This window comes from Acinetobacter sp. ACIN00229, assembly GCF_016106645.1.
GTDB lineage: Bacteria > Pseudomonadota > Gammaproteobacteria > Pseudomonadales > Moraxellaceae > Acinetobacter > Acinetobacter oleivorans.
In genome coordinates, this window is sequence record NZ_JADWOM010000006.1 from 67,067 (window position 1) to 88,211 (window position 21,145).

Here is a 21,145-nt window from a genome sequence, read left to right on the forward strand (position 1 = left end):
GATCAAAGAAAACTTGAGATAGCGATATTTGAGTTCACGACAAGTCTTATCATTATAAATCAAATTATATTATTTAAGATTTAAGTCATTATTTACTAACGTGACAGGCGGCACGGATGCCGCCCAGTTGGGCTGCGGTATAAGGACATACCGTCAGCCCGACAGAGGATTTTTGTTACTTTTCATCCTCGAAAAGTAAGGATGTATCTATATACCCAACATCAGCCAAAACATATTCATTAAAAGGCCGAGCTAAGTTTATCGATTTATGAAGCAATCAAATTCCGCAGTACATAATGCAAAATACCACCCGCTTTAAAGTACTCGACCTCATTTAACGTATCAATTCGACATAACACATTAAAGTGGCTGGCGACTCCATTTGGCCCTTTTACATCAACCTCAAGAATTTGATGAGGCTGAACGCCATCAGACAAACCTCGAATTGATATCACCTCATGACCAGTTAAGTTGAGCGACTGTCGAGTTTGTCCATCAACAAACTGTAGTGGCAACACGCCCATACCCACCAAGTTTGAACGATGAATACGCTCAAAGCTCTCAGCAATCACTGCCTTCACACCTAACAAGTTTGTTCCTTTAGCAGCCCAGTCACGTGAAGAACCTGTTCCGTATTCTTTACCAGCAATAATCACAAGCGGTGTATGTTCTTGTTGATAACGCATTGCAGCATCATAAATAGCGAGCTTTTCACCACTTGGCACATGAATGGTATTACCACCCTCTTCACCACCAAGCATCTCGTTTTTAATACGAATATTGGCAAAGGTCCCGCGCATCATGACCTCATGATTACCGCGTCGAGAACCATAGGAGTTAAAGTCTTTTGGCTCAACACCTTGCTCTTGTAAATATCGACCTGCCGGACTGTCTTTTTTGATATTACCTGCTGGTGAAATGTGGTCAGTCGTTACTGAGTCACCAAGCACTGCCAAGATATTTGCTTGTTCAATATTTTTAATTGGTTTTGGTGGTTCACCAATGCCTTCAAAGAATGGCGGATGACGGATATAAGTCGAATCATCAGCCCATTCATAAGTTTTACTTTTTGGAATCTGAATTGATTGCCAGCTTTCATCACCATCAAACACCGCAGCATATTCTTTATGAAACATGTCTGTATTTACTTTCTGCAAGACAACATCAATTTCTGCCTGACTTGGCCAGATATCTTTTAAATAGACAGGTTGTCCATCTTTACCCTCACCAAGAGGCTCTGTTGTCAGGTCGGTACGAATATTCCCAACCAAACCATAAGCCACTACAAGAGGCGGTGAAGCTAACCAATTGGTTTTAACTAATGGATGTACTCGTCCTTCAAAGTTACGGTTACCAGAAAGTACAGATGCAACATTCAAATCATGGCATTGAATTGCATCTTCGACTGGCTCGGGTAATGGGCCTGAGTTACCAATACAGGTTGTACAACCATATCCCACCAAGTTATAACCCAATTCATCTAAATACGGCGTAAGCCCAGCAGCCAACAAATAATCAGTCACGACCTTAGAACCAGGTGCAAGAGAGCTTTTCACCCATGGTTTTCGTTGCAAGCCTTTTTCAATGGCTTTTTTAGCAAGTAACCCCGCCGCTAACATCACGCTTGGGTTAGAGGTATTGGTACAAGAGGTAATCGCAGAAATAACAACATCACCATGATTTAACGGGTATTCCTGCCCTTCAATCACGCAAGATGGACTTTCATGTTGAATATTTGCTTTTTTTGCCTCTACAGCAGTACCACCACCTTCATTTTCTAGACGTTCTTTTGCTTCTTTTGCTGGTTTTAGCGTTAACTCCATGAGTGCATTAAACGCTTTAGGTACTTCTGATAACAGCACTCGGTCTTGCGGGCGTTTTGGTCCTGCTAGACTTGCCTGAACCGTACTCATATCAAGGCTTAAAGTATCTGTAAAAACAGGTTCATCACCAGCATTTCGCCATAAACCTTGTGCTTTGCTATACGCTTCAACCAGTTCAATACGATCATTTTGACGACCAGTTAATCTCAAATATCCTAGTGTCACCTCATCAATTGGGAAGAAACCACAAGTCGCCCCATATTCTGGTGCCATGTTGGCAATGGTTGCACGATCAGCAAGAGGTAAATCGGCTAAGCCGTCTCCATAAAACTCTACAAATTTACCCACTACCCCTTTTTGACGAAGCATTTGAGTAATGGTCAGCACCAAATCAGTTGCAGTAATCCCTTCTGGTAGTTTTCCTGTTAATTTAAAACCAATGACCTCAGGAATCAGCATCGAAATCGGTTGGCCCAGCATAGCCGCTTCGGCCTCAATTCCCCCTACACCCCACCCTAAAACACCCAAACCATTAATCATGGTGGTATGTGAATCTGTACCCACTAAAGTATCGGGAAAAGCAAAAGTCTGACCGTTATCTTCACCTAGCCACACCGCTTGAGCCAAATACTCTAAATTGACCTGATGGCAAATACCTGTGCCCGGTGGCACTACACTAAAGTTATTAAATGCTGATTGTCCCCAACGTAAAAATTGATATCGCTCACCATTACGTTGCATCTCGATTTGTACGTTTTCTTCAAAGGCCTGATCATCAGCAAAATGGTCAACCATCACAGAGTGGTCAATAACCAAGTCTACAGGGGATAAAGGATTAATTTTTTCAGGGTCACCACCCGCTTGTGCCATTGCTGCACGCATGGCAGCCAAGTCAACCACAGCTGGAACACCAGTAAAATCCTGCATTAAAACCCGTGCAGGTCGGTACTGAATTTCTTGATCTGAACTACGGGTTTTTAACCACTCTGCTAAAGCATGAATGTGTTCCGTTTTAACGCTATGCTGATCTTCAAACCGTAATAAGTTTTCCAATAATACCTTTAAAGATTTCGGCAGTTTGGCAATATCCCCTAGCGTTTTCTCTGCTTGGGCTAAGCTAAAAATCTGATAATTGCTGGAACCTACTGTTAGCGTCTGTAAAGCATTAAAACTATTGATACTGCTATACTTAGCCATTGGGTTATCCTCCCATGTCTGGCAATGTTATTTTTCACGTTTTTACATGTTGTTTTCTTACTTTAAGCTTCTTTTTTAATCGCTGTGTTTTGTTTTAGTTACTATTTCTAATCTTTGATTTTTATTACGATAATTTCAATGCAGTGAGAGAGTTTTTCCACAGCACCTCAGCCAAATCTGACTCTGGCATATTTAAATTTTCAGCCAAACTTTGTAATACATAAGGCAAATTAACAGGAGTATTACGAGTACGTTGTTCAGTTGAGGTTTGGCAGCAAAGCGGTGTCATATCAGGGCAATCTGTTTCAATCACCAAGTGCTCGGCACCTATAGCCTGCACAACAGTATGAAGTTTTTTTGCGTTCGGATTGGTAATCTGTCCTGTCACACCAATTTTAAAACCAAGCTTAATAAGGCCTTTTGCCTCTTCTACCCCACCACTAAATGCATGAGCAATGCCACCCAATTTAAATTTTTGAGCTTTTAATATAGCAAGCACATCACCATGCGCTTTTCGAATGTGGAGTAATACTGGTTTTTGGTATTGAGTTGCAAGCTCTAACTGATCTGCAAAATATTGTTTTTGCTTAGCATATATATCGGGCTGCTTATGTTCTTTTAAGAAAGTATCTAGGCCAATTTCACCTACCGCCACACAGTCCTGTTGCTGCAAGATATGTTCCAGCTGAGAAAGATGTTCTGGCTGATGTTGCTCAATATAAAACGGGTGTAAGCCTGGTGCTAAATATGAAGTGGGTACATTTTCCCAGCTATTTAACTGATGATGAGTTTGCACCAACTCGTCAAAGCGTGACTGCACAAAACCAATTAAGACTAATGCATCAACCCCAGCTTTCTTGGCATTAAGCGCTAACTGCTGCCGATCTTCATCAAAATCGGCAACATCAAAATGGGTATGGGTATCAAACAAATGCATTAGCCAGCACTTTTTGCAACTGATGCCGAAGCTGGTTTAGCTTTAGGCTGTGGCAAATACTCTTGTTTCAACACTTCCTGTAATTGGTCATATGGAATGACTAATCGAGGGAGCCCAACCACGTATGGTCCAATTTCATATTCACCATATTGAAGAATTAAACCTTGCTCACCCAATAAGAAGTTATCAGATAACTTAAATGGCCAAGCTTGCTCATATTCACCCACATTATCAGCCAGTTTAGAGTCCGTAACCCAAGTCTTAAAGGCTTCATGGGCTAACTTTTCTAATGCAGCTTTTTGCTGTGGGCGTAACAAATCTTCAAGCTTGATCTGCTTTTGTTCTTTTAAATCAAAATTATAATAATGCTGCGCAGCAGAACCATGTGCTCCACCTAAATAGCTACTACTATTCAATACCACAGTTACAACTTTACCTTGAGCCTGCAAGATTTTAGGTTTCACCAAAAGATTAATTTGATGATTACTACTTAAAGCTTTTAACTCATTGTCCAAACCAATAAATGAATTGGCATAACGTTGAACCTGTGCATCAAAACTATTTTTTTGCTCTACACCCGCAACTGCTGAAGCTTCTGTTTTTTGATCGGCTTGCTTCACTTTAGCATCTGGTTCAGCAATCTCTAAAATTTGACCTAGAGTCTTTAAGATTTGCTGATCTAGAATTTTGTCAATAAATGGAAAATTACTCTGCAAACGTTCAACTGTGAATTCGGGACAAGTTTTACCATCACAATCAGGTAAAACCACCTTAGTAGGAACTGTTTCACCCTTCAAAGTCAGCTCTACTGGTTTTTGTTCCTCGACTGCTGGTTTCTGCTGTTCTTGAGAATCCTTAGGATCAGCTTTAGGTTGGCATGCCACCAAAAATATAGCAGAAGCAAGCAAAGTTAATCGCAGTGAAGCTTTAGAAGATAACATCATATTTTGCCTTTTATTCTAAGGAGATTACACAGTGCCTTTTCTAAGAAATTAGCGCATATAAATAGAGGTTGCAAATTCTGCTACCATCTTAAAACATTTGTTCATAAACCTCGGGTTGTAATATTTTTTTAGTTTGTTCTTTAGATAAATAAATATCGAGCTGTGGAGCTTCTTTAGTAATCTGGTTTGCCTGATAATGTAAGCCAACACCTTCACCATCAAAGAACCAATCTGCTTGTCCCCAATATAAAGTTTTTGGTGCTTCTTTCTTTATGTCAGCAGTCTGCTTTTTTAACCAATCTTGATACGCCACCTGCACCATTTGATGCACAGTCGTTTGTTGATCTTTTTGTAAAACATCTAATAAAGCTAAGCTTTTATGCAGTTTTCGGTCAGCCACGAAAAAGTAATAACGATCTTTAATCGTGAGCTCTTCTTGCTTAGTATCAAGCCCTAATTGCAATAGAACATATTGGTTGCGCTGTGATGCAATACGCGTATGAAGATGTAATTCGTAAGCCCGATTCTTTGAATATTTATCTTGCCATTCATCAGACTTTTTAACATAGGCATTAATGGTTTGCTGCAAGCTTAAGTCTTTTTTCAAATCAATTTGGTCTTGGATCACTTTAGCCTGACTTTTGGCAATCCATTCATTTAGCCATGCATCTTGGGTCTTTATCGTTTGAATATCGACATCAATACAGTTTTTCTTTTCACAAAATGGCAAAGCATAATCAGCTTTTACTTGTTGTAAGTTAAGGAATGGCAGTACTTCAGCCTTTTCTATATGTTGAGTTTGGGTAGATGCTAATTTTGTTTGAGAAGATGATGAAGGCTGAGTTCTTTTCCAGACAAAAAGACAAATCGCCAAAATTAATATGATTACTGCAACTAAAAGCGCAATAACTGTCTTTTTATTCAAATTCATTTCATCATCCTTTCTTATTTTTCAAAACAAAACAGCTTCTATTCGAAGCTGTTTGTCACATTAAAATGATCAGTGTTCACGTGTGTTACGGAACTGAATATCAGGCCAACGCTCTTGCATAATCTGCAAATTCACTCGGCTTGGTGCAAGATAGGTTAAGTGTCCGCCGCCATCGATAGAAAGTTGATCATGTGCTTTCTTCTTAAACTCATTCAGAGTTTTTTCGTCATCACAGTGAATCCAGCGAACTGTGTTAACACTTACTGGCTCATAAACACAGTCAACCTTATATTCTTCTTTCAAACGATAAGCAACCACATCGAACTGAAGCACACCTACCGCACCCACAATCAGGTCATTGCTGATTTGTGGCATAAATACCTGAGTCGCCCCTTCTTCCGACAACTCTTTCAAACCTTTTTGCAATTGTTTTGACTTCAATGGATCTTTTAAACGCACACGACGGAACATCTCTGGCGCAAAGTGAGGAATACCTGTGAAATGTAAATTTTCACCACTGGTAAAAGTATCACCAATTTGAATTGTGCCATGGTTATGTAAACCAATAATATCGCCTGGCCATGCTTCTTCTAAATGTTCACGCTCACCAGCAAGGAATGTCAAAGCATCGCTAATGCGGACATCTTTACCAAGACGCACGTGGTTCATCTTTAAACCTTTTTCATATTTACCAGAGCAAATACGCATGAAGGCAATACGGTCACGGTGTTTCGGATCCATGTTGGCTTGAATTTTAAATACAAAACCAGAGAAACCTTCTTCTTTCGCTTCAACCACACGCTCTTGTGTAGGATGCGCTTTAGGTTCAGGTGCCCAGCCCATAAAAGCATCTAATACATGGTCAACACCAAAGTTACCTAATGCCGTACCAAATAGAACTGGGGTTTGTTTACCTTGTAAAAATAATTCGCGGTCTAAAGGCTCATTCGCCATTTGTACGAGCTCAAGCGACTCTTCAAAAGATGCCCAAGCCAACTCACCTACTTTTTCACGAATATCCGCATGATCGTATCCATCACGGACTTCAATATCGGTAATGGTTGAGCCAAAGCCTGCTTTGTAGACATACAATTTATTTTCAATAATGTTGTATACACCAGCAAAATCACGTCCCATCCCTAATGGCCATGTAATCGGTACACAGCGGATATTGAGGACATTTTCAATTTCATCAAGTAACTCAAGCGGCTCCCGAATCTCACGGTCCATCTTGTTTACAAATGAAATAATAGGAGTGTCGCGCATACGACAAACTTCCATCAATTTAATGGTACGTTCTTCGACACCTTTTGCACCATCAATTACCATTAACGCAGAGTCAACTGCGGTTAGGGTACGATAAGTATCTTCCGAGAAATCTTCATGCCCCGGTGTATCGAGTAAGTTAATCGTGTGACCTTTATATGGGAACTGCATAACAGACGTGGTAATCGAAATACCACGCTCTTTTTCCATTTCCATCCAGTCAGATGTAGCTGCGCGGTCAGATTTACGGCTTTTTACCATCCCTGCAACCTGAATTGCTTTACCCCATAACAGTAATTTTTCTGTCATGGTGGTTTTACCGGCATCGGGGTGGGAAATGATGGCAAATGTGCGGCGTTGAGCAACCTGTGCCGCTAACTCATCTTTAAAACTCATGAAATACACCTACTGCGGAGATTGCAGTGCCAAAGACCTAAAGTCGATCAAAATAAAAATTGGCGTAATTGTAGCAGATTTATAGAACTGTTTAATGATTGTTGATAAGCTATGAGCTACTCATAAGCTTTTTAGATATTTTTTGAGAATGTAGCTTAGCATCTTATAAATTTTATAATTAAAAAAGCCCATACAATGGTAGATGGGCTTTCTTCGGAATTAGCAGAATATCTTATGCCAGTTTCTTTTCTTCAATAAACTGAACATCAGCAATTTGTGCATCCCAGAACTCATTCCATAACGCACAATATTCAATACATATCTTCGTTAAGCCGTCATAATCATCTTTGGTAATTGCTTGTGCTAACGTGAACCAAAGATCATCTTGATGGTCATCATCAGCAGCTTCAGACGTTTCATCAGTAGATACACCATGCACATGGTAATACCCACCACCTTCAACATCGATATTCACAAATTTGGTCGCTTGACGTAATGGAGGACTAAAAAGAATAACCTCTTCCTCTGCAACAGCTAGTAACGCGACTACATTGATATAACTATCATAAGAAGATTCTAAAAATGATCTAACCTGATCTGAAATTTTTGATGGTTTAAAGTTACGACGATCAAGCTCTGTTAAACCATAATCATTAAGTAAATCTTCATATAATGGATAATGAGCATATTCAGGATTCCCCAAATAATAATTATCTTTACCTAACCCAGGACGAAAACCAAACTCATCAAGTATATTTAAACTTAATAATACCCTTGGAAACATTTTAGCTCCGGAATGGAGTTTAGGTTCCAGTTGTTTTGTCAGAAACTGAGCCTTTAATAAAGCATCTGTAAAAATTTGTACAATTGCATGACGATATTCTAAATGAATATGGGTCAAACTCTTCTTATCGAGATATCCGTTATTTAATACTTCAATTGCAGGATGTCTAGAAACTGGTAATTTTGCAATTTTACTTCTTAACTCTTTAAGAAATTGTAAATTCTCTTCCCACTGTTTTGCAGGAATGCTATTTCTCATCCCTTGCAATGCTTTTTGTCTTGGATTATTAAAGTCTTCAAATTTTTTTGACATAATCATTCTCAGTAAAAAGTTTTTCTTATAGTTAAGTTATAGGGCCTTATTTTTATTCCAATTTTGCATTCAATTGCTAAAATAAATTCCACAAACCAAAACTTAACAATTTTATATTATGTTTATTAACTCAACAAATCAACGAATTAATTAATAATATTTAAAAAAAGTAAATTACTGCCAATTAGAAGTAATTTTTATTATTTTCAATAACAAATCAACCTATTGAATAAATATAATTTTTTAAATATCATTAAATAAGATTTATTTAAGCTTTCATACTTTACAATAGCAAAGTTAATCAAAAATATTTTATGACGAGAAAACCGATGTCAAAAAGAGAAACAATTATAACAACAGCCACCACCCTCTTTAACCAAAAAAGCTATACCTCTATTGGGGTTGATCGTATTATTGCTGAAGCAAACGTGGCAAAAATGACTTTTTATAAATATTTTTCCTCTAAAGAAGCCTTAATTGAAGAATGTCTTCATCGAAGAAATTTAGAAGTCCAAACTTCTTTATTTGATAAAGTTAATGATATTGATGATCCATTAATTAAACTTAAAAGTATTTTCAACTGGTATGTCGACTGGATCAATACAGATGATTTTAATGGCTGCTTATTTAAGAAAGCGACGATTGAAGTCATGCAATTGTATCCATCTATTAAATATCAAATTAATAAATATCGAGATTGGATTTACAAATTAGTTTTTTCAACCTTTTCAGAACTAGAAGTTGAGAATAAACAAATCCTTACAGGACTCTTCCTTAATATTGTCGATGGCATCATTATTGATGGCACTATAAATAAATCAAAAATTAACTCAGAGAAAACATGGTCTTATATAAATAAAATCATTAATTTTGAGAAGGTTCGAGAGTATGCAACTATTTAATATATAAATTAATTAATTTTTTATACTTTAATAAAAATAAACAATAATGTTAATTTTGGTGGAGCATAAAATCCTACTCCACCAAGTTAAACCTGATTCACTCATTTTTTACAGTCCTATAAATTTAATGATTTTAGTTTTAAAACAAGTATTTCACTTCAACCTTAATCAACACCCTCTATTTTAAGTCTAATTATTTTATAAAATCAATAAAATCAATAAAATCAATAAGAAAATTTTATAATCCTTTTTCCAGCTCGAGTTACTTATTCATTAAAGTAACTTTTCAGTAATGATATATATTTTATTTAAATATACTAATAAATTATTATACCTAAAGTATTTTATACTCTATTATAAATGAAAAGTTAACACACCCACTTCAAATAAGTTATTAAAATTATTATATAAATTTCACTAAAAACACTTACAATAGCACACTATAATTTGCTGGGCTTTGGGCTAAAGCTTTTTCAATTTCAAAAATTATTAACTATGCAATCCCATCTAAATGAGCATGTAACAAGACACTCTCTCTTAAACTATATATTTATGCTTAACCTTTTCTTTGCAACTGAATAGGCACGTATTCTCTTTAAGCGTATCTTTTTTTTAAAGATTAGACCTAGGTCGATCAGCCGCTTTTTAATAGGAAAGTTTGAAAATTAACAAAATAAATTAAAGAAAATTAATACATAAAAGGTTAAACAAAATTAGCCCCTTGAGACTCAATGAGTTGATCAACCTGAACAGGCATTCCCAATAGATAACCCTGAAATTGCTGACATCCTAAACGCGTCAAAATCTCAACCTGCTGCTGAGTTTCCACCCCTTCTGCCGTTACCGTTAAACCTAGCTTTTTAGCTAAATGAATAATACTTTCTAGGATAACTTCTTCTTTTGAACCAGGCTTTAAATCAACAATAAAGCCACGGTCAATTTTCAATTCGTCTACAGGCAAATCTTTTAAATATAAAAAGCTCGAATGCCCTGTTCCAAAATCATCAATGGCAACACGAATTCCCATATCACGTAACCGCTCACAGGCTCGGATACTCAAGTCGATATGACGCATTGCAGTAGATTCTGTAATTTCAACAATTAAGTGATGAGGTTGAATTTGATATTTTTTTAATAATGCTTCGAGCGTACTAAATAACTTTTTATTTTCAAACTGTAGTGCCGACAGGTTCACTGCAACTGGATAAAACGGTGTATTACTGCGTTCCCACGCTTGAATTTGTAGGCAAGCTTGCTCCAGTGCCCAATACCCCATTGGAATGATTAAACCAGTTTTTTCCGCACCTTCAATGAACATATGCGGAGTGAGTATACCTAAAGCTGGGTGATTCCAACGGATTAAGGCTTCAACTCCACAGACTTCAAGATTCGTATTAAATTTTGGTTGATAATATAAAATGAACTGTTTTTCTTCTACGGCTTTATAGAGATCATTGATCAGTTTTGACTGACTTCTTGTTTCTTGCTGATGGGTTGAGTAACTAAAGATTGTATATGTATTCCGACCCTGTTCTTTAGACATGAGCATGGCAGCATCAGCATTCATGAGTAAGTCCTGAACATTTTGTCCATGCTCGGGAAAGAGCGCCACGCCCAAACTTGCAGAAATATTAATTTCCTTACCAGAAATTTGATAGCTTTCCTGAATCAGTTGTAAAACTTTCTCAGCTAAAACCACCGCTTCATCTGCATTTGTATTTTCTGCAATAAGCAAAAATTCATCACCACCAATTCTAAGCAATTTACATTTTTCATTGAGTTGCCAATGTAAACGGTTTGCCATTTGAATAAGTAATTGATCACCGACATGGTGTCCAAACGCATCATTCACCGATTTAAATCGGTCTAAATCGATATATAAAAAAGCAATTTTCTGATCTTTATATCGATGATCTGAGAGCAATACCTCTGCATAATCAACCAAGTAAAGACGGTTGGGCAGTTTGGTTAAATTATCCAGTATAGATAAGTTAGCTAATTCTTTATTTGCCTTACGTAACTCTAAATTCTGTTGTGTAAGCCTCTGCTCTAACATCGCGACAATAAAACTTGCTACGAGTACCAGACACGTGACTAAAATAATCGTAAATAATAATAAGTCATGTTCTGCCTGATATTGGCTAATAAATTTATCAGTGATATTCGTCGCAATGAGCGCCGTATAGTGCATTCCCATAATACTTAAGGTCATCATAACTGAAAATGCAATTTTTAAAGTTAGGCGGTAACGCTCATTGTCTTTCAATTTATAGGCTAATAAAAACGCCAGTCCTGAGCCACTCATCGCAATTAATATAGAAAATAATAGCAAGAAAGAGGTGTAATCTTTTTTATAGATATTAATATTCCAGCCCAACATACTAATGTAATATGAAGCTGAGATTCCAATTCCCATAATAATAGAGCTTAAAATGAGCCGGAATAAAGGGAGCGTAAAACGCGAAGTCAACCACATGGCAATGCACGATAGTAAAGCACTAATGGCAAATGAAACAGTAATCAAAGGAATATTCGAGTTAACTGTTTCAGACAGATGATAAGCTTGTATACCAATAATATGAACAATACTAATTGCTGATGCGAGCAATAAGCCATTGATAAATAGAATTAAGGACTCAAATTTTTTATAGACTTGCTTGAATATTAATTGCTCCATGGAAATCACAAGATAGCAAATGAAGCCAGCTGCAAAAAAAGAGCCGACGATCAATGTGCTATCGTAATCAACATGACCCATAGTGGACTTCCATGATTATTCAATACTTTTTTTTATTTTGTTCAACTCATTGCCCAAAATACAATTAAAAATTAAACATGTTAAAAAAATTTTAGTAAATTTGACGTTTTTAGTCAGTTATAAACAATAACATTATCTATATTTTGGTCAAGTATTTTTTACTTTATAAATCAATAGAGTAACTAAAAATTAAGCATCCAATTATATGAAAAATATAGAATTTCTTTAATCTGGTCAAGTTGACCTAATCGCTCTTTTTCGCATTCAAATAAAAACAGTATAAAAAAGAACCCTGCTTAGTAGCAGGGTTCTTTTGAAGCTTTAGAAAAAGAAAATTAGTTCTTTTCTTTGTCTACGATTTTGTTCGCTTGAATCCAAGGCATCATCGCACGTAACTTATTACCAGTTACTTCAATACCATGCGCAGCATTTTGACGACGACGAGCAGTCATAGATGGGTAGTTTAATGCACCCTCTTGAATGAACATCTTCGCGTATTCGCCAGATTGAATACGTTTCAACGCATTACGCATTGCTTCACGAGACTGTTCGTTAATTACTTCAGTACCAGTTACATATTCACCGTACTCAGCATTGTTAGAAACTGAGTAGTTCATGTCAGCGATACCGCCTTCGAACATCAAGTCAACGATCAATTTAAGTTCGTGTAAACATTCGAAGTAAGCCATTTCTGGAGCATAACCAGCTTCAACTAAAGTTTCGAAGCCCATTTTCACGAGTTCAACTGCACCACCACAAAGAACTGCTTGCTCACCGAATAAGTCAGTTTCAGTTTCTTCACGGAATGAAGTTTCGATAATACCAGTACGGCCGCCACCTACGCCTGAAGCATAAGAAAGAGCAACGTTACGTGCATTACCAGAAGCATCTTGGTGAATTGCGATTAGGTCAGGAACACCTGAACCACGTTGGTATTCAGAACGAACTGTGTGACCAGGTGCTTTAGGAGCAACCATGATTACATCTAAATCTTTACGTGGAACAACTTGGTTATAAAGAATTGAGAAACCATGAGCAAATGCAAGAGTTGCACCTTCTTTGATGTTCGGCTCAATCACGTCACGGTAAAGTTGTGATTGGAATTCATCTGGAGTCAAAATCATTACGAGGTCAGCTTGCTTAACAGCAGCAGGCACTTCTGCAACTTTAAGACCAGCATTTTCAGCTTTCTTCCAAGAAGCTGAACCAGCACGCAAACCTACAGTTACGTCTACGCCTGAGTCTTTAAGGTTAAGTGCATGAGCATGACCTTGAGAACCGTAACCAACAATCGCTACTTTCTTGCCTTGGATGATTGATAAGTCACAGTCTTTATCGTAAAAAATTTGCATTTGTGTTCTCCGCTAAAATACTTTTAAAAAATTAAATGGCTAATACTTTTTCGCCACGGGCGATACCTGATACACCTGAACGAACGACTTCTAGAATAGTGTTTTCTGCAAGCGCATCGATAAAACCATCTAATTTTTCAGTTGTCCCTGCTATTTGAATGGTATAGGTAGTTGGTGTCACGTCGACAATTTGCGCACGGAAAATATCCGCTGTTCGCTTAATTTCAGCACGTGAAGCACCTAACGCTTTTACTTTAATCAACATCAGTTCACGCTCAATGTGCGAACCTTCTGATAAATCTACTACTTTTACAACTTCAACAAGCTTGTTGAGCTGCTTTGTAATCTGTTCAATCTTATGGTCATCACCATAAGTGGTTAACGTCAAACGTGATAACGTTGGGTCTTCGGTTGGGGCTACATTCAACGTCTCAATGTTATAGTTACGTTGACTGAATAAACCTACCAAACGAGAAAGCGCACCAGCTTCGTTTTCAACGAGTACAGAAATAATATGTCTCATTATGTACGCTCCCCTTTCCCTAACCACATATCCTTCATTGACTGACCTGCGATCAGCATTGGATAAACATGTTCTGTACGATCAACCATGACATTAATGAATACACATTTATCATTAATCGCCATTGCTTCAGCAAGCTTCGACTCTAATTCGTCAGCATGATCAATCTGGATACCCACATGACCGTAAGCTTCCATCAATTTGCCAAAATCAGGTAATGATTCAACGTATGAGCTTGAATGACGACCTTCATAGTTCATATCTTGCCATTGTTTAACCATACCTAAAGCACGGTTATTCAAGCACAAGATTTTCACATTCATACCGTATTGCTTACAAGTTGAAAGCTCTTGAATACACATCTGAATTGAAGCTTCACCGGTAATACAAACTACCTGTTGATCTGGGAAAGCTAACTTAGCTGCCATTGCATAAGGTAAACCTACGCCCATGGTGCCTAATCCGCCTGAGTTAATCCATTGACGTGGGCGTTTGTACTTGTAATACAACGCGCCAAACATTTGGTGTTGACCCACATCCGAAGTAATAATGGCATCGCCATTAGTCGCTTTATATAAAGCTTCAACAACTTGCTGTGGCTTCATCGTGCCATCAGCAGGTGTTTCATACTTCAAACCATGAACTTTACGCCATTCATTAATTTGATCCCACCATGCAGAAATTGCTTCAGGGTTAGGCTTAGACACATTCAATTGTTTCAACTGCGTCAACATTTCCTGAAGTACAGGCTCAACCGCCCCTACAATCGGAATGTGCGCCATGATCGTTTTTGAAATGCTTGCCGGATCAATATCAACATGAATAACTTTTGCATTCACACAGAATTTTGCAGGATTATTGGTTACTCGGTCATCAAAACGCGCACCAATTGCAAGAATGACATCAGCATTATGCATCGCCATATTTGCTTCATAAGTACCGTGCATTCCCAACATGCCCACGAACTGTGGATCATTACCTGGGAAGCCACCAAGGCCCATAAGTGTATTTGTCACTGGATAGCCCAACAAATGAGCCAACTCAGTCAATAATGCTGATGCATTACCTTGAACAACACCACCACCTGTATAAATTACAGGGCGTTTTGCACTTAAAAGCTCATCAATCGCTTTACGAATTTGACCAGAATGACCGCGTGAAGGTGGCTGATAAGAACGCATCTTCACTTTTTCAGGATATTCGTACGCAAATTTTTCTGCAGGATTTGTCGCATCTTTAGGAATATCGACTACAACAGGGCCAGGGCGACCACTTGATGCGATATAAAATGCTTTTTTGATAATTGCAGGAATTTCACTTGCATGACGAACTTGGAAGCTGTGTTTCACGATCGGACGTGAAATACCCACCATATCAGTTTCTTGGAAAGCGTCTTCACCAATAAGATGTGATGCAACCTGGCCAGACAAAATCACCATTGGGATTGAGTCCATATAAGCTGTTGCAATTGGAGTCACAGTATTAGTTGCGCCAGGTCCAGAAGTGACCAGTACTACGCCAGTCTTACCTGTAGCACGCGAGTAAGCATCTGCCATATGACCAGCAGCTTGTTCATGACGTACGAGGTAATGATTAATTTTGTCTTGTTGAAATAGCGCATCATAAATATGTAATACAGCGCCGCCTGGATAACCAAAAACATGTTCAACGCCTTCGTCCGCAAGAGCACGAACGAGCATTTCACCACCAGATAAAAGTTCCAACGTGATTCACCCTAAAATCTTTATCACTATTTATGGAAGGCACAAATAGTGTTTCATTCATTGAATTGTCTGCACTGTTATAGCACACATATTGTCTAGTTTTCGTTGCAATAGAAAAATTTCTGTTTTTCAGCCGTATAAGCTTTTTTAACATTAATAAAGCATGTCTGGATATACATACTTTAAGTAAAATCAATCTCTCGGCTAGAGAGAATGTCTATTACAAAACATGACGGTTATTCGAAGGGTGATCAAATAATCGCATATAAAACTAAAGGAAGCATTTTTGTTGTTTAATTCACTAAAGTCAAGATTAAAGAAAAGGTTTTTCCATAAAAAATTTTAGCTGCTTCTTTTTTAATCTAAAATTAAATCTTAAATTTGGTAGTTCCACCCTCTATTTATTAAAAATAATTCGTCTTTTTTATATAAAATCATGCATTGTAAATTGCTTATTTCTGAACTTTATTTAAATATAGCTAGCTTTCTTTGGGGAATATCTAATATGAATTTATCTTATTTAAAAACAAGCTTATATGCGGCAGTTGCAACAGCGATTTTAGTTTACTCAACTCAAAGTCAGGCACAGCAATATTACAAATGGATGGATAAAAATGGCTCCACCCATTACACCACGACTCCACCACCTAAGAGTGCAAAACATTTGAACAAAGTTTCTACTTACGGTAGCCAATCATCCGTAAAAAATTCGACACCATCCTCAGAACAACAATCTCAAGATAAAACAGATAAAGTAGTGCAAGAGGCAACGAATGTTGCACAGGAAAAAAATGCACCAGCAGTAGCTGTTCCTCCTGTAGCATCTGCCCCATCCGCTCCAACACCGCGATAAGTAAAATGAGAGTGGTGAATATTTTCATCACTCCTCTCTTATTTAAAATAAAGAAGAATAGATTGAGAAATGTTTATTGCCCATATTAAAAGATAAAATCCTGATCTAAAAACTGACATTTCCTGTTATTTTGCGCTATGCTGTGCAGCAATCTTTCATTTCAATTTTCGTTGTATAGCTTACGTCTATGACTATTTCTCACATTGACCCCGAATATCAAGCAAACACGATTGAACCATCAGTTCAACAAGATTGGGAAAATCGTAAAGTCTTTAAAGTTGCCGACACTGTCGAAGGTAAACATCGTTACATCCTGTCAATGTTTCCTTACCCAAGTGGCAAGCTGCATATGGGGCATGTGCGTAACTATACAATTGGCGATGTAATTAGCCGTTTTTACCGTTTAAAAGGTGAAACTGTATTACAACCTATGGGTTGGGATGCATTCGGTTTACCTGCTGAAAACGCAGCAATTGCCCATAAAGTTGCTCCGGCAAAATGGACATTTGAAAACATCGCTTACATGCGTGACCAATTAAAAAAATTAGGTTTATCTGTAGACTGGGATCGCGAATTCGCGACTTGTACACCAGAGTATTATCACTGGGAACAATGGTTATTTGTTCAGCTTTATAAAAAAGGCCTGATCTACCGTAAACTTTCAACAGTAAACTGGGATCCAGTTGACCAAACAGTTTTAGCAAACGAGCAAGTTGAAAATGGTCGTGGCTGGCGCTCAGGTGCATTGGTTGAAAAACGTGATATTCCAATGTACTACTTCCGTATTACGGACTATGCACAAGAATTATTAGACGATCTTGACACTTTACAAGACGGCTGGCCTCAACAAGTGTTGACCATGCAACGTAACTGGATTGGTCGCTCTACAGGCATGGAAATTACTTTCCCTTCAGCCAATACTGAAATCTATGCTGATGGCTTAACTGTTTATACAACACGTGCCGACACGCTAATGGGTGTGACATATGTTGCTGTTGCAGCAGAACACCCTCTTGCGCTGAAAGCTGCTGAAAACAACCCTGAATTGGCTGCATTCATTGAAGAGTGCCGCATGGGTTCAGTTGCGGAAGCGGACTTGGCAACAGCCGAGAAAAAAGGCATGGCAACAGGCTTGTTTGTAAAACATCCTGTAACTGGTGAAGAGCTTCCTGTCTGGATCGCAAACTACGTATTAATGTCTTATGGTTCTGGCGCAGTAATGGCTGTACCAGCGCATGACGAACGTGATTTTGAATTTGCTAACAAGTTTAACTTATCAATTAAGCAAGTGATTGATGCCAAAGGTGCTGACGATGCAGATTACTCTGCAACTGAATGGCAAGAATGGTACGGTTCTAAAGAAGGTAAACTTGTTAACTCTGGTGAGTTTGACGGTTTAGAATTCCAAGCTGCGTTTGACGCATTCCTTGCGAAATTAGAACCACAAGCTTTAGCAAACTCTAAAGTTCAATTCCGTTTACGTGACTGGGGTGTTTCTCGTCAACGTTACTGGGGTTGTCCAATTCCAATGATTAACTGTGATACTTGTGGTCAAGTCACAGTTCCAGAAGACCAACTTCCAGTTGTATTACCAACAGACGTTGTTCCAGATGGTTCAGGTAATCCGCTGAATAAAATGCCTGAATTCTATGAAACTAAATGTCCTTGTTGTGGTGGCGATGCTCGTCGTGAAACAGATACTTTAGATACCTTCGTAGAGTCATCTTGGTACTATGCACGCTATGCATCTCCAGACTTTACTGGTGGTATGGTTAAACCTGAAGCAGCTCAAAACTGGCTTCCTGTAAATCAATACATTGGTGGTGTTGAACACGCGATTCTTCACTTACTTTATGCACGTTTCTTCCACAAATTAATGCGTGATGAAGGCGTTGTACAAGGTAATGAGCCATTTACCAACTTGCTAACTCAAGGCATGGTACTTGCAGATACGTTCTATCGTGAAGCAGAAAATGGCAAGAAAACTTGGTTCAACCCAGCTGATATTGAATTAGAACGTGATGAGAAAGGTCGTATTCTTTCTGCAAAATATTCAGGTGACGGCCAAGAAGTTGTAATCGGCGGACAAGAAAAAATGTCTAAGTCGAAAAATAACGGTATTGACCCACAAGCGATTATTGATCAATACGGCGCAGATACAGCTCGTGTATTCATGATGTTTGCTGCTCCACCAGATCAATCTTTAGAATGGTCTGATGCAGGTGTTGAAGGTGCAAACCGTTTCTTGAAACGTGTATGGCGCCTTGTAGCTGGCTTCCTTGAAAAAGGCAACTCAGCTTCTACAATCGATACAGCTAATTTATCTAAAGACGCTCAAGACTTACGTCGTAAAACACACGAAACTATTCAAAAAGTAAGTGATGATATTGAACGTCGTCATGCATTCAATACCGCGATTGCTGCTTTAATGGAGTTGTTAAATGCAAGCAACAAGTTTGAAGCAAAAGATGACAATGACATTGCTGTAGAACGTGAAGCAATCACAACACTGTTAACTTTACTTGAACCGTTTGCACCGCATTTAAGCCAAACTTTATTGGCTCAATTTGGTACAGATGTTACAGCAGCAACATTCCCTGAAGTTGATGCTTCTGCGTTAACGCGTAATACGCAAACGATTGTTGTACAGGTTAATGGTAAACTTCGCGGTAAACTTGAAGTTTCTGTTGATATTTCTAAGGAAGATCTATTAGCTCAAGCTAAAGCTCTACCAGAAGTTCAACAATTCTTAACCGGACCAACAAAAAAAGAAATTGTGGTTCCAAATAAATTAGTTAACCTCGTGGTTTAATTAAAGTTATTAATGAGAGGATCAAGCATGCACTTAGCCAAACGTTTAGCCGCTGTTGTTTTAACCTTAGGCCTTAGTGCAGGCTTAGTCGGGTGTGGATTTCATTTAAAAGGAACCAACCCGACTGCGACTCCGCTTGTTTATAAAAAGTTAAGCCTTGAGTTACCGGCTAAAACTGATGATTTGGAAACGCAGTTAAAAGTGTATTTAGCTGCAAATGGTGTTCAACTCAGCAATGATAATGATGCCTACGTACTTCGTGTTTTAGAGTACACACCACGTCGTCAGCTTTTAAATGGAAAACTAACTGAAGTATTATTACGTTTGACCGTAACCTTCCAGATCGAAGATCGTCAGGGTAATAAAATTACTGAGCCACGCTCATTAACTGCATCTCGTAGTTATCAATATGACTTGGCAACAGTCAACACTGAAAATCAGCAAGAAAGTTACTTACAACGTATTGTAATTGATGATATTGCGCAGCAGATTACTCGTCAGATTTCAGCAAATCGCTTACCAAAAGCTCAGCCTTAATCTGTATTTTTGCCAGCAATGAAAATTGACTATTTACAAGCCTTAAAACGTACTCCGGAAGCTCGGGGTGCGTGGATTTTGCATGGGCAAGAGCCTTTATTAGAACAAAATTTATTAGATGCCTTTCGAAAAAGCTGGCAACAACAAGAAGTTGAAAGACAGCGCTATGATATTAGTAGCGTAAGCGACTGGAAAAATGTCTTTAACGCACTTAATAGCTTATCTTTATTTTCTCAGCAGCTTGCTATTGAAGTACACGGCAATATAAAACCTGATGCGAATGGCTTAAAACAACTCAAAAGCTATATACAACATAATGAACATAACCTGCTATTAATTGTTTTACCCAAACAAGATAGTAGTAGCCTAAAATCTGCTTTTTTCCAAGTTGTTGAAGCAAATGGGGTTGTAGTTGCCCTCACGGCAAATTACCCACAAGATCGCCAAAGAATTTTATCTGCTGAAGCAGAGAAACTTGAAATTCAACTCGACAATGATGCTTGGCAGTGGTTAATGCAACATCATGAGCACAATTTGCTGGCAGCTAAAAATAGCTTGATGCGTGTAAGAGACACATTTCCAGACCAACAACTCATTCAAATTGAACAATTATATGCGTGCCTACAAGATCAATCACGCTATACCACCTATGATTTAAGTGATGCGTTATTAGAAGGCAACCTTGGTCAATCTATTAAGATTTTTCAATATTTAATTGCAGCAGGCGAACCCGATAGTCTGATTTTATGGACTTTAAGTAAAGAAATGCGCTTGTTGATGCAATTGTTTGAACAACCCCATAATGCCTTACAGCTCGGTATATGGAAAACAAAAGTCAGCTTATATCAACAAGCATTAAGAAGACTAAATCCACAACAGTTTCTAGGCTGGTCTACCCTTCTATTGCAAATCGATGCAGCAATTAAAGGAATGTCGAACGAAAATGCAGAACATTTAATGCAGCAAGCGATTGCTGAATTATGTGGAAAAACATTATTTATACAGTAATTCGGCTGTATCCTTTTTCTTCATTCCTGAAATATCATAAAAATTCACGTTTTATCCTCATTTCGCTTTTATACTAAATTAAATTT

15 protein-coding genes are annotated in these 21,145 nt (G+C 38.0%); 5 read left to right on the top strand and 10 right to left on the bottom strand.

All coding sequences use genetic code 11. The features are described from left to right. Positions 1–266: 266 nt before the first annotated feature. The 6 genes from acnA to I7H67_RS07105 all read right to left on the bottom strand — a co-directional run bounded on the left by acnA (position 267) and on the right by I7H67_RS07105 (position 8,590). Entirely contained in the window at positions 267–3,020 is a 2,754-nt protein-coding gene (gene acnA / locus I7H67_RS07080; RefSeq protein WP_198307458.1) for an aconitate hydratase AcnA, read from the bottom strand. Between the two features lie 124 nt (positions 3,021–3,144). Next, entirely contained in the window at positions 3,145–3,957 is an 813-nt protein-coding gene (locus I7H67_RS07085) for a TatD family hydrolase (protein ID WP_151768015.1), read from the bottom strand. Next, complete coding sequence (locus tag I7H67_RS07090; RefSeq protein WP_151768020.1) at positions 3,957–4,898, bottom strand: RsiV family protein; 942 nt, start codon at positions 4,896–4,898, stop codon at positions 3,957–3,959. The genes I7H67_RS07085 and I7H67_RS07090 overlap by 1 nt, the downstream gene beginning before the upstream one ends. Before the next feature lie 91 nt (positions 4,899–4,989). Next, positions 4,990–5,832 (bottom strand): hypothetical protein, encoded by an 843-nt coding sequence (locus tag I7H67_RS07095; protein WP_198307459.1) that lies wholly within the window; start codon positions 5,830–5,832, stop codon positions 4,990–4,992. Positions 5,833–5,901: 69 nt separating this feature from the next. Beyond that, positions 5,902–7,494 carry a peptide chain release factor 3 gene (locus I7H67_RS07100; RefSeq protein ID WP_004794650.1) on the bottom strand — a complete coding sequence of 531 codons (1,593 nt, stop codon included), beginning with the start codon at positions 7,492–7,494 and terminating at the stop codon, positions 5,902–5,904. Between the two features lie 232 nt (positions 7,495–7,726). Further along, on the bottom strand, positions 7,727–8,590 hold the full coding sequence (locus I7H67_RS07105) for a hypothetical protein (RefSeq protein ID WP_198307460.1): 864 nt from the start codon (positions 8,588–8,590) through the stop codon (positions 7,727–7,729). A gap of 329 nt (positions 8,591–8,919) precedes the next feature. Here I7H67_RS07105 and I7H67_RS07110 point away from each other — a divergent pair, with 329 nt between their 5' ends. After that, positions 8,920–9,492 (top strand): TetR/AcrR family transcriptional regulator, encoded by a 573-nt coding sequence (locus I7H67_RS07110; protein WP_192834201.1) that lies wholly within the window; start codon positions 8,920–8,922, stop codon positions 9,490–9,492. 703 nt (positions 9,493–10,195) lie between these two features. Here the strand turns inward: I7H67_RS07110 and I7H67_RS07115 are convergent. The 4 genes from I7H67_RS07115 to I7H67_RS07130 all read right to left on the bottom strand — a co-directional run bounded on the left by I7H67_RS07115 (position 10,196) and on the right by I7H67_RS07130 (position 15,849). Beyond that, complete coding sequence (locus I7H67_RS07115; RefSeq protein WP_013198956.1) at positions 10,196–12,250, bottom strand: GGDEF domain-containing phosphodiesterase; 2,055 nt, start codon at positions 12,248–12,250, stop codon at positions 10,196–10,198. A 335-nt stretch (positions 12,251–12,585) separates the two neighbouring features. Continuing rightward, on the bottom strand, positions 12,586–13,602 hold the full coding sequence (ilvC, locus tag I7H67_RS07120) for a ketol-acid reductoisomerase (RefSeq protein WP_004794656.1): 1,017 nt from the start codon (positions 13,600–13,602) through the stop codon (positions 12,586–12,588). Between the two features lie 31 nt (positions 13,603–13,633). Then, a complete protein-coding gene (gene ilvN / locus I7H67_RS07125; RefSeq protein ID WP_001215920.1) occupies positions 13,634–14,125 on the bottom strand; it encodes an acetolactate synthase small subunit in 492 nt (163 codons plus the stop codon). Beyond that, complete coding sequence (locus I7H67_RS07130) at positions 14,125–15,849, bottom strand: acetolactate synthase 3 large subunit (protein WP_198307461.1); 1,725 nt, start codon at positions 15,847–15,849, stop codon at positions 14,125–14,127. Before I7H67_RS07130 ends, ilvN begins: the two co-directional genes overlap by 1 nt. 505 nt (positions 15,850–16,354) lie before the next feature. Here I7H67_RS07130 and I7H67_RS07135 point away from each other — a divergent pair. From I7H67_RS07135 to holA, 4 genes are all read left to right on the top strand, one after another. Continuing rightward, positions 16,355–16,702: a DUF4124 domain-containing protein gene (locus tag I7H67_RS07135; RefSeq protein ID WP_192835835.1), complete on the top strand. Its 348-nt coding sequence runs from the start codon at positions 16,355–16,357 to the stop codon at positions 16,700–16,702. A gap of 187 nt (positions 16,703–16,889) precedes the next feature. Further along, on the top strand, positions 16,890–19,514 hold the full coding sequence (gene leuS / locus I7H67_RS07140) for a leucine--tRNA ligase (RefSeq protein WP_151826851.1): 2,625 nt from the start codon (positions 16,890–16,892) through the stop codon (positions 19,512–19,514). A gap of 27 nt (positions 19,515–19,541) precedes the next feature. Beyond that, complete coding sequence (gene lptE / locus I7H67_RS07145) at positions 19,542–20,051, top strand: LPS assembly lipoprotein LptE (protein WP_004794663.1); 510 nt, start codon at positions 19,542–19,544, stop codon at positions 20,049–20,051. A gap of 18 nt (positions 20,052–20,069) precedes the next feature. Then, the gene (gene holA / locus I7H67_RS07150; protein ID WP_004794664.1) at positions 20,070–21,059 is read left to right on the top strand and encodes a DNA polymerase III subunit delta; all 990 of its coding nucleotides are present in this window, start codon (positions 20,070–20,072) and stop codon (positions 21,057–21,059) included. The last annotated feature ends 86 nt before the right edge of the window (positions 21,060–21,145 follow it).

What these genes read in the sequence shown, in the direction of transcription:
- acnA (WP_198307458.1), bottom strand. Translation starts at nt 3,020, where the DNA reads ATGGCTAAGTATAGCAGTATCAATAGTTTTAATGCTTTACAGACGCTA.
- I7H67_RS07085 (WP_151768015.1), bottom strand. Translation starts at nt 3,957, where the DNA reads ATGCATTTGTTTGATACCCATACCCATTTTGATGTTGCCGATTTTGAT.
- I7H67_RS07090 (WP_151768020.1), bottom strand. Translation starts at nt 4,898, where the DNA reads ATGTTATCTTCTAAAGCTTCACTGCGATTAACTTTGCTTGCTTCTGCT.
- I7H67_RS07095 (WP_198307459.1), bottom strand. Translation starts at nt 5,832, where the DNA reads ATGAATTTGAATAAAAAGACAGTTATTGCGCTTTTAGTTGCAGTAATC.
- I7H67_RS07100 (WP_004794650.1), bottom strand. Translation starts at nt 7,494, where the DNA reads ATGAGTTTTAAAGATGAGTTAGCGGCACAGGTTGCTCAACGCCGCACA.
- I7H67_RS07105 (WP_198307460.1), bottom strand. Translation starts at nt 8,590, where the DNA reads ATGTCAAAAAAATTTGAAGACTTTAATAATCCAAGACAAAAAGCATTG.
- I7H67_RS07110 (WP_192834201.1), top strand. Translation starts at nt 8,920, where the DNA reads ATGTCAAAAAGAGAAACAATTATAACAACAGCCACCACCCTCTTTAAC.
- I7H67_RS07115 (WP_013198956.1), bottom strand. Translation starts at nt 12,250, where the DNA reads ATGGGTCATGTTGATTACGATAGCACATTGATCGTCGGCTCTTTTTTT.
- ilvC (WP_004794656.1), bottom strand. Translation starts at nt 13,602, where the DNA reads ATGCAAATTTTTTACGATAAAGACTGTGACTTATCAATCATCCAAGGC.
- ilvN (WP_001215920.1), bottom strand. Translation starts at nt 14,125, where the DNA reads ATGAGACATATTATTTCTGTACTCGTTGAAAACGAAGCTGGTGCGCTT.
- I7H67_RS07135 (WP_192835835.1), top strand. Translation starts at nt 16,355, where the DNA reads ATGAATTTATCTTATTTAAAAACAAGCTTATATGCGGCAGTTGCAACA.
- leuS (WP_151826851.1), top strand. Translation starts at nt 16,890, where the DNA reads ATGACTATTTCTCACATTGACCCCGAATATCAAGCAAACACGATTGAA.
- lptE (WP_004794663.1), top strand. Translation starts at nt 19,542, where the DNA reads ATGCACTTAGCCAAACGTTTAGCCGCTGTTGTTTTAACCTTAGGCCTT.
- holA (WP_004794664.1), top strand. Translation starts at nt 20,070, where the DNA reads ATGAAAATTGACTATTTACAAGCCTTAAAACGTACTCCGGAAGCTCGG.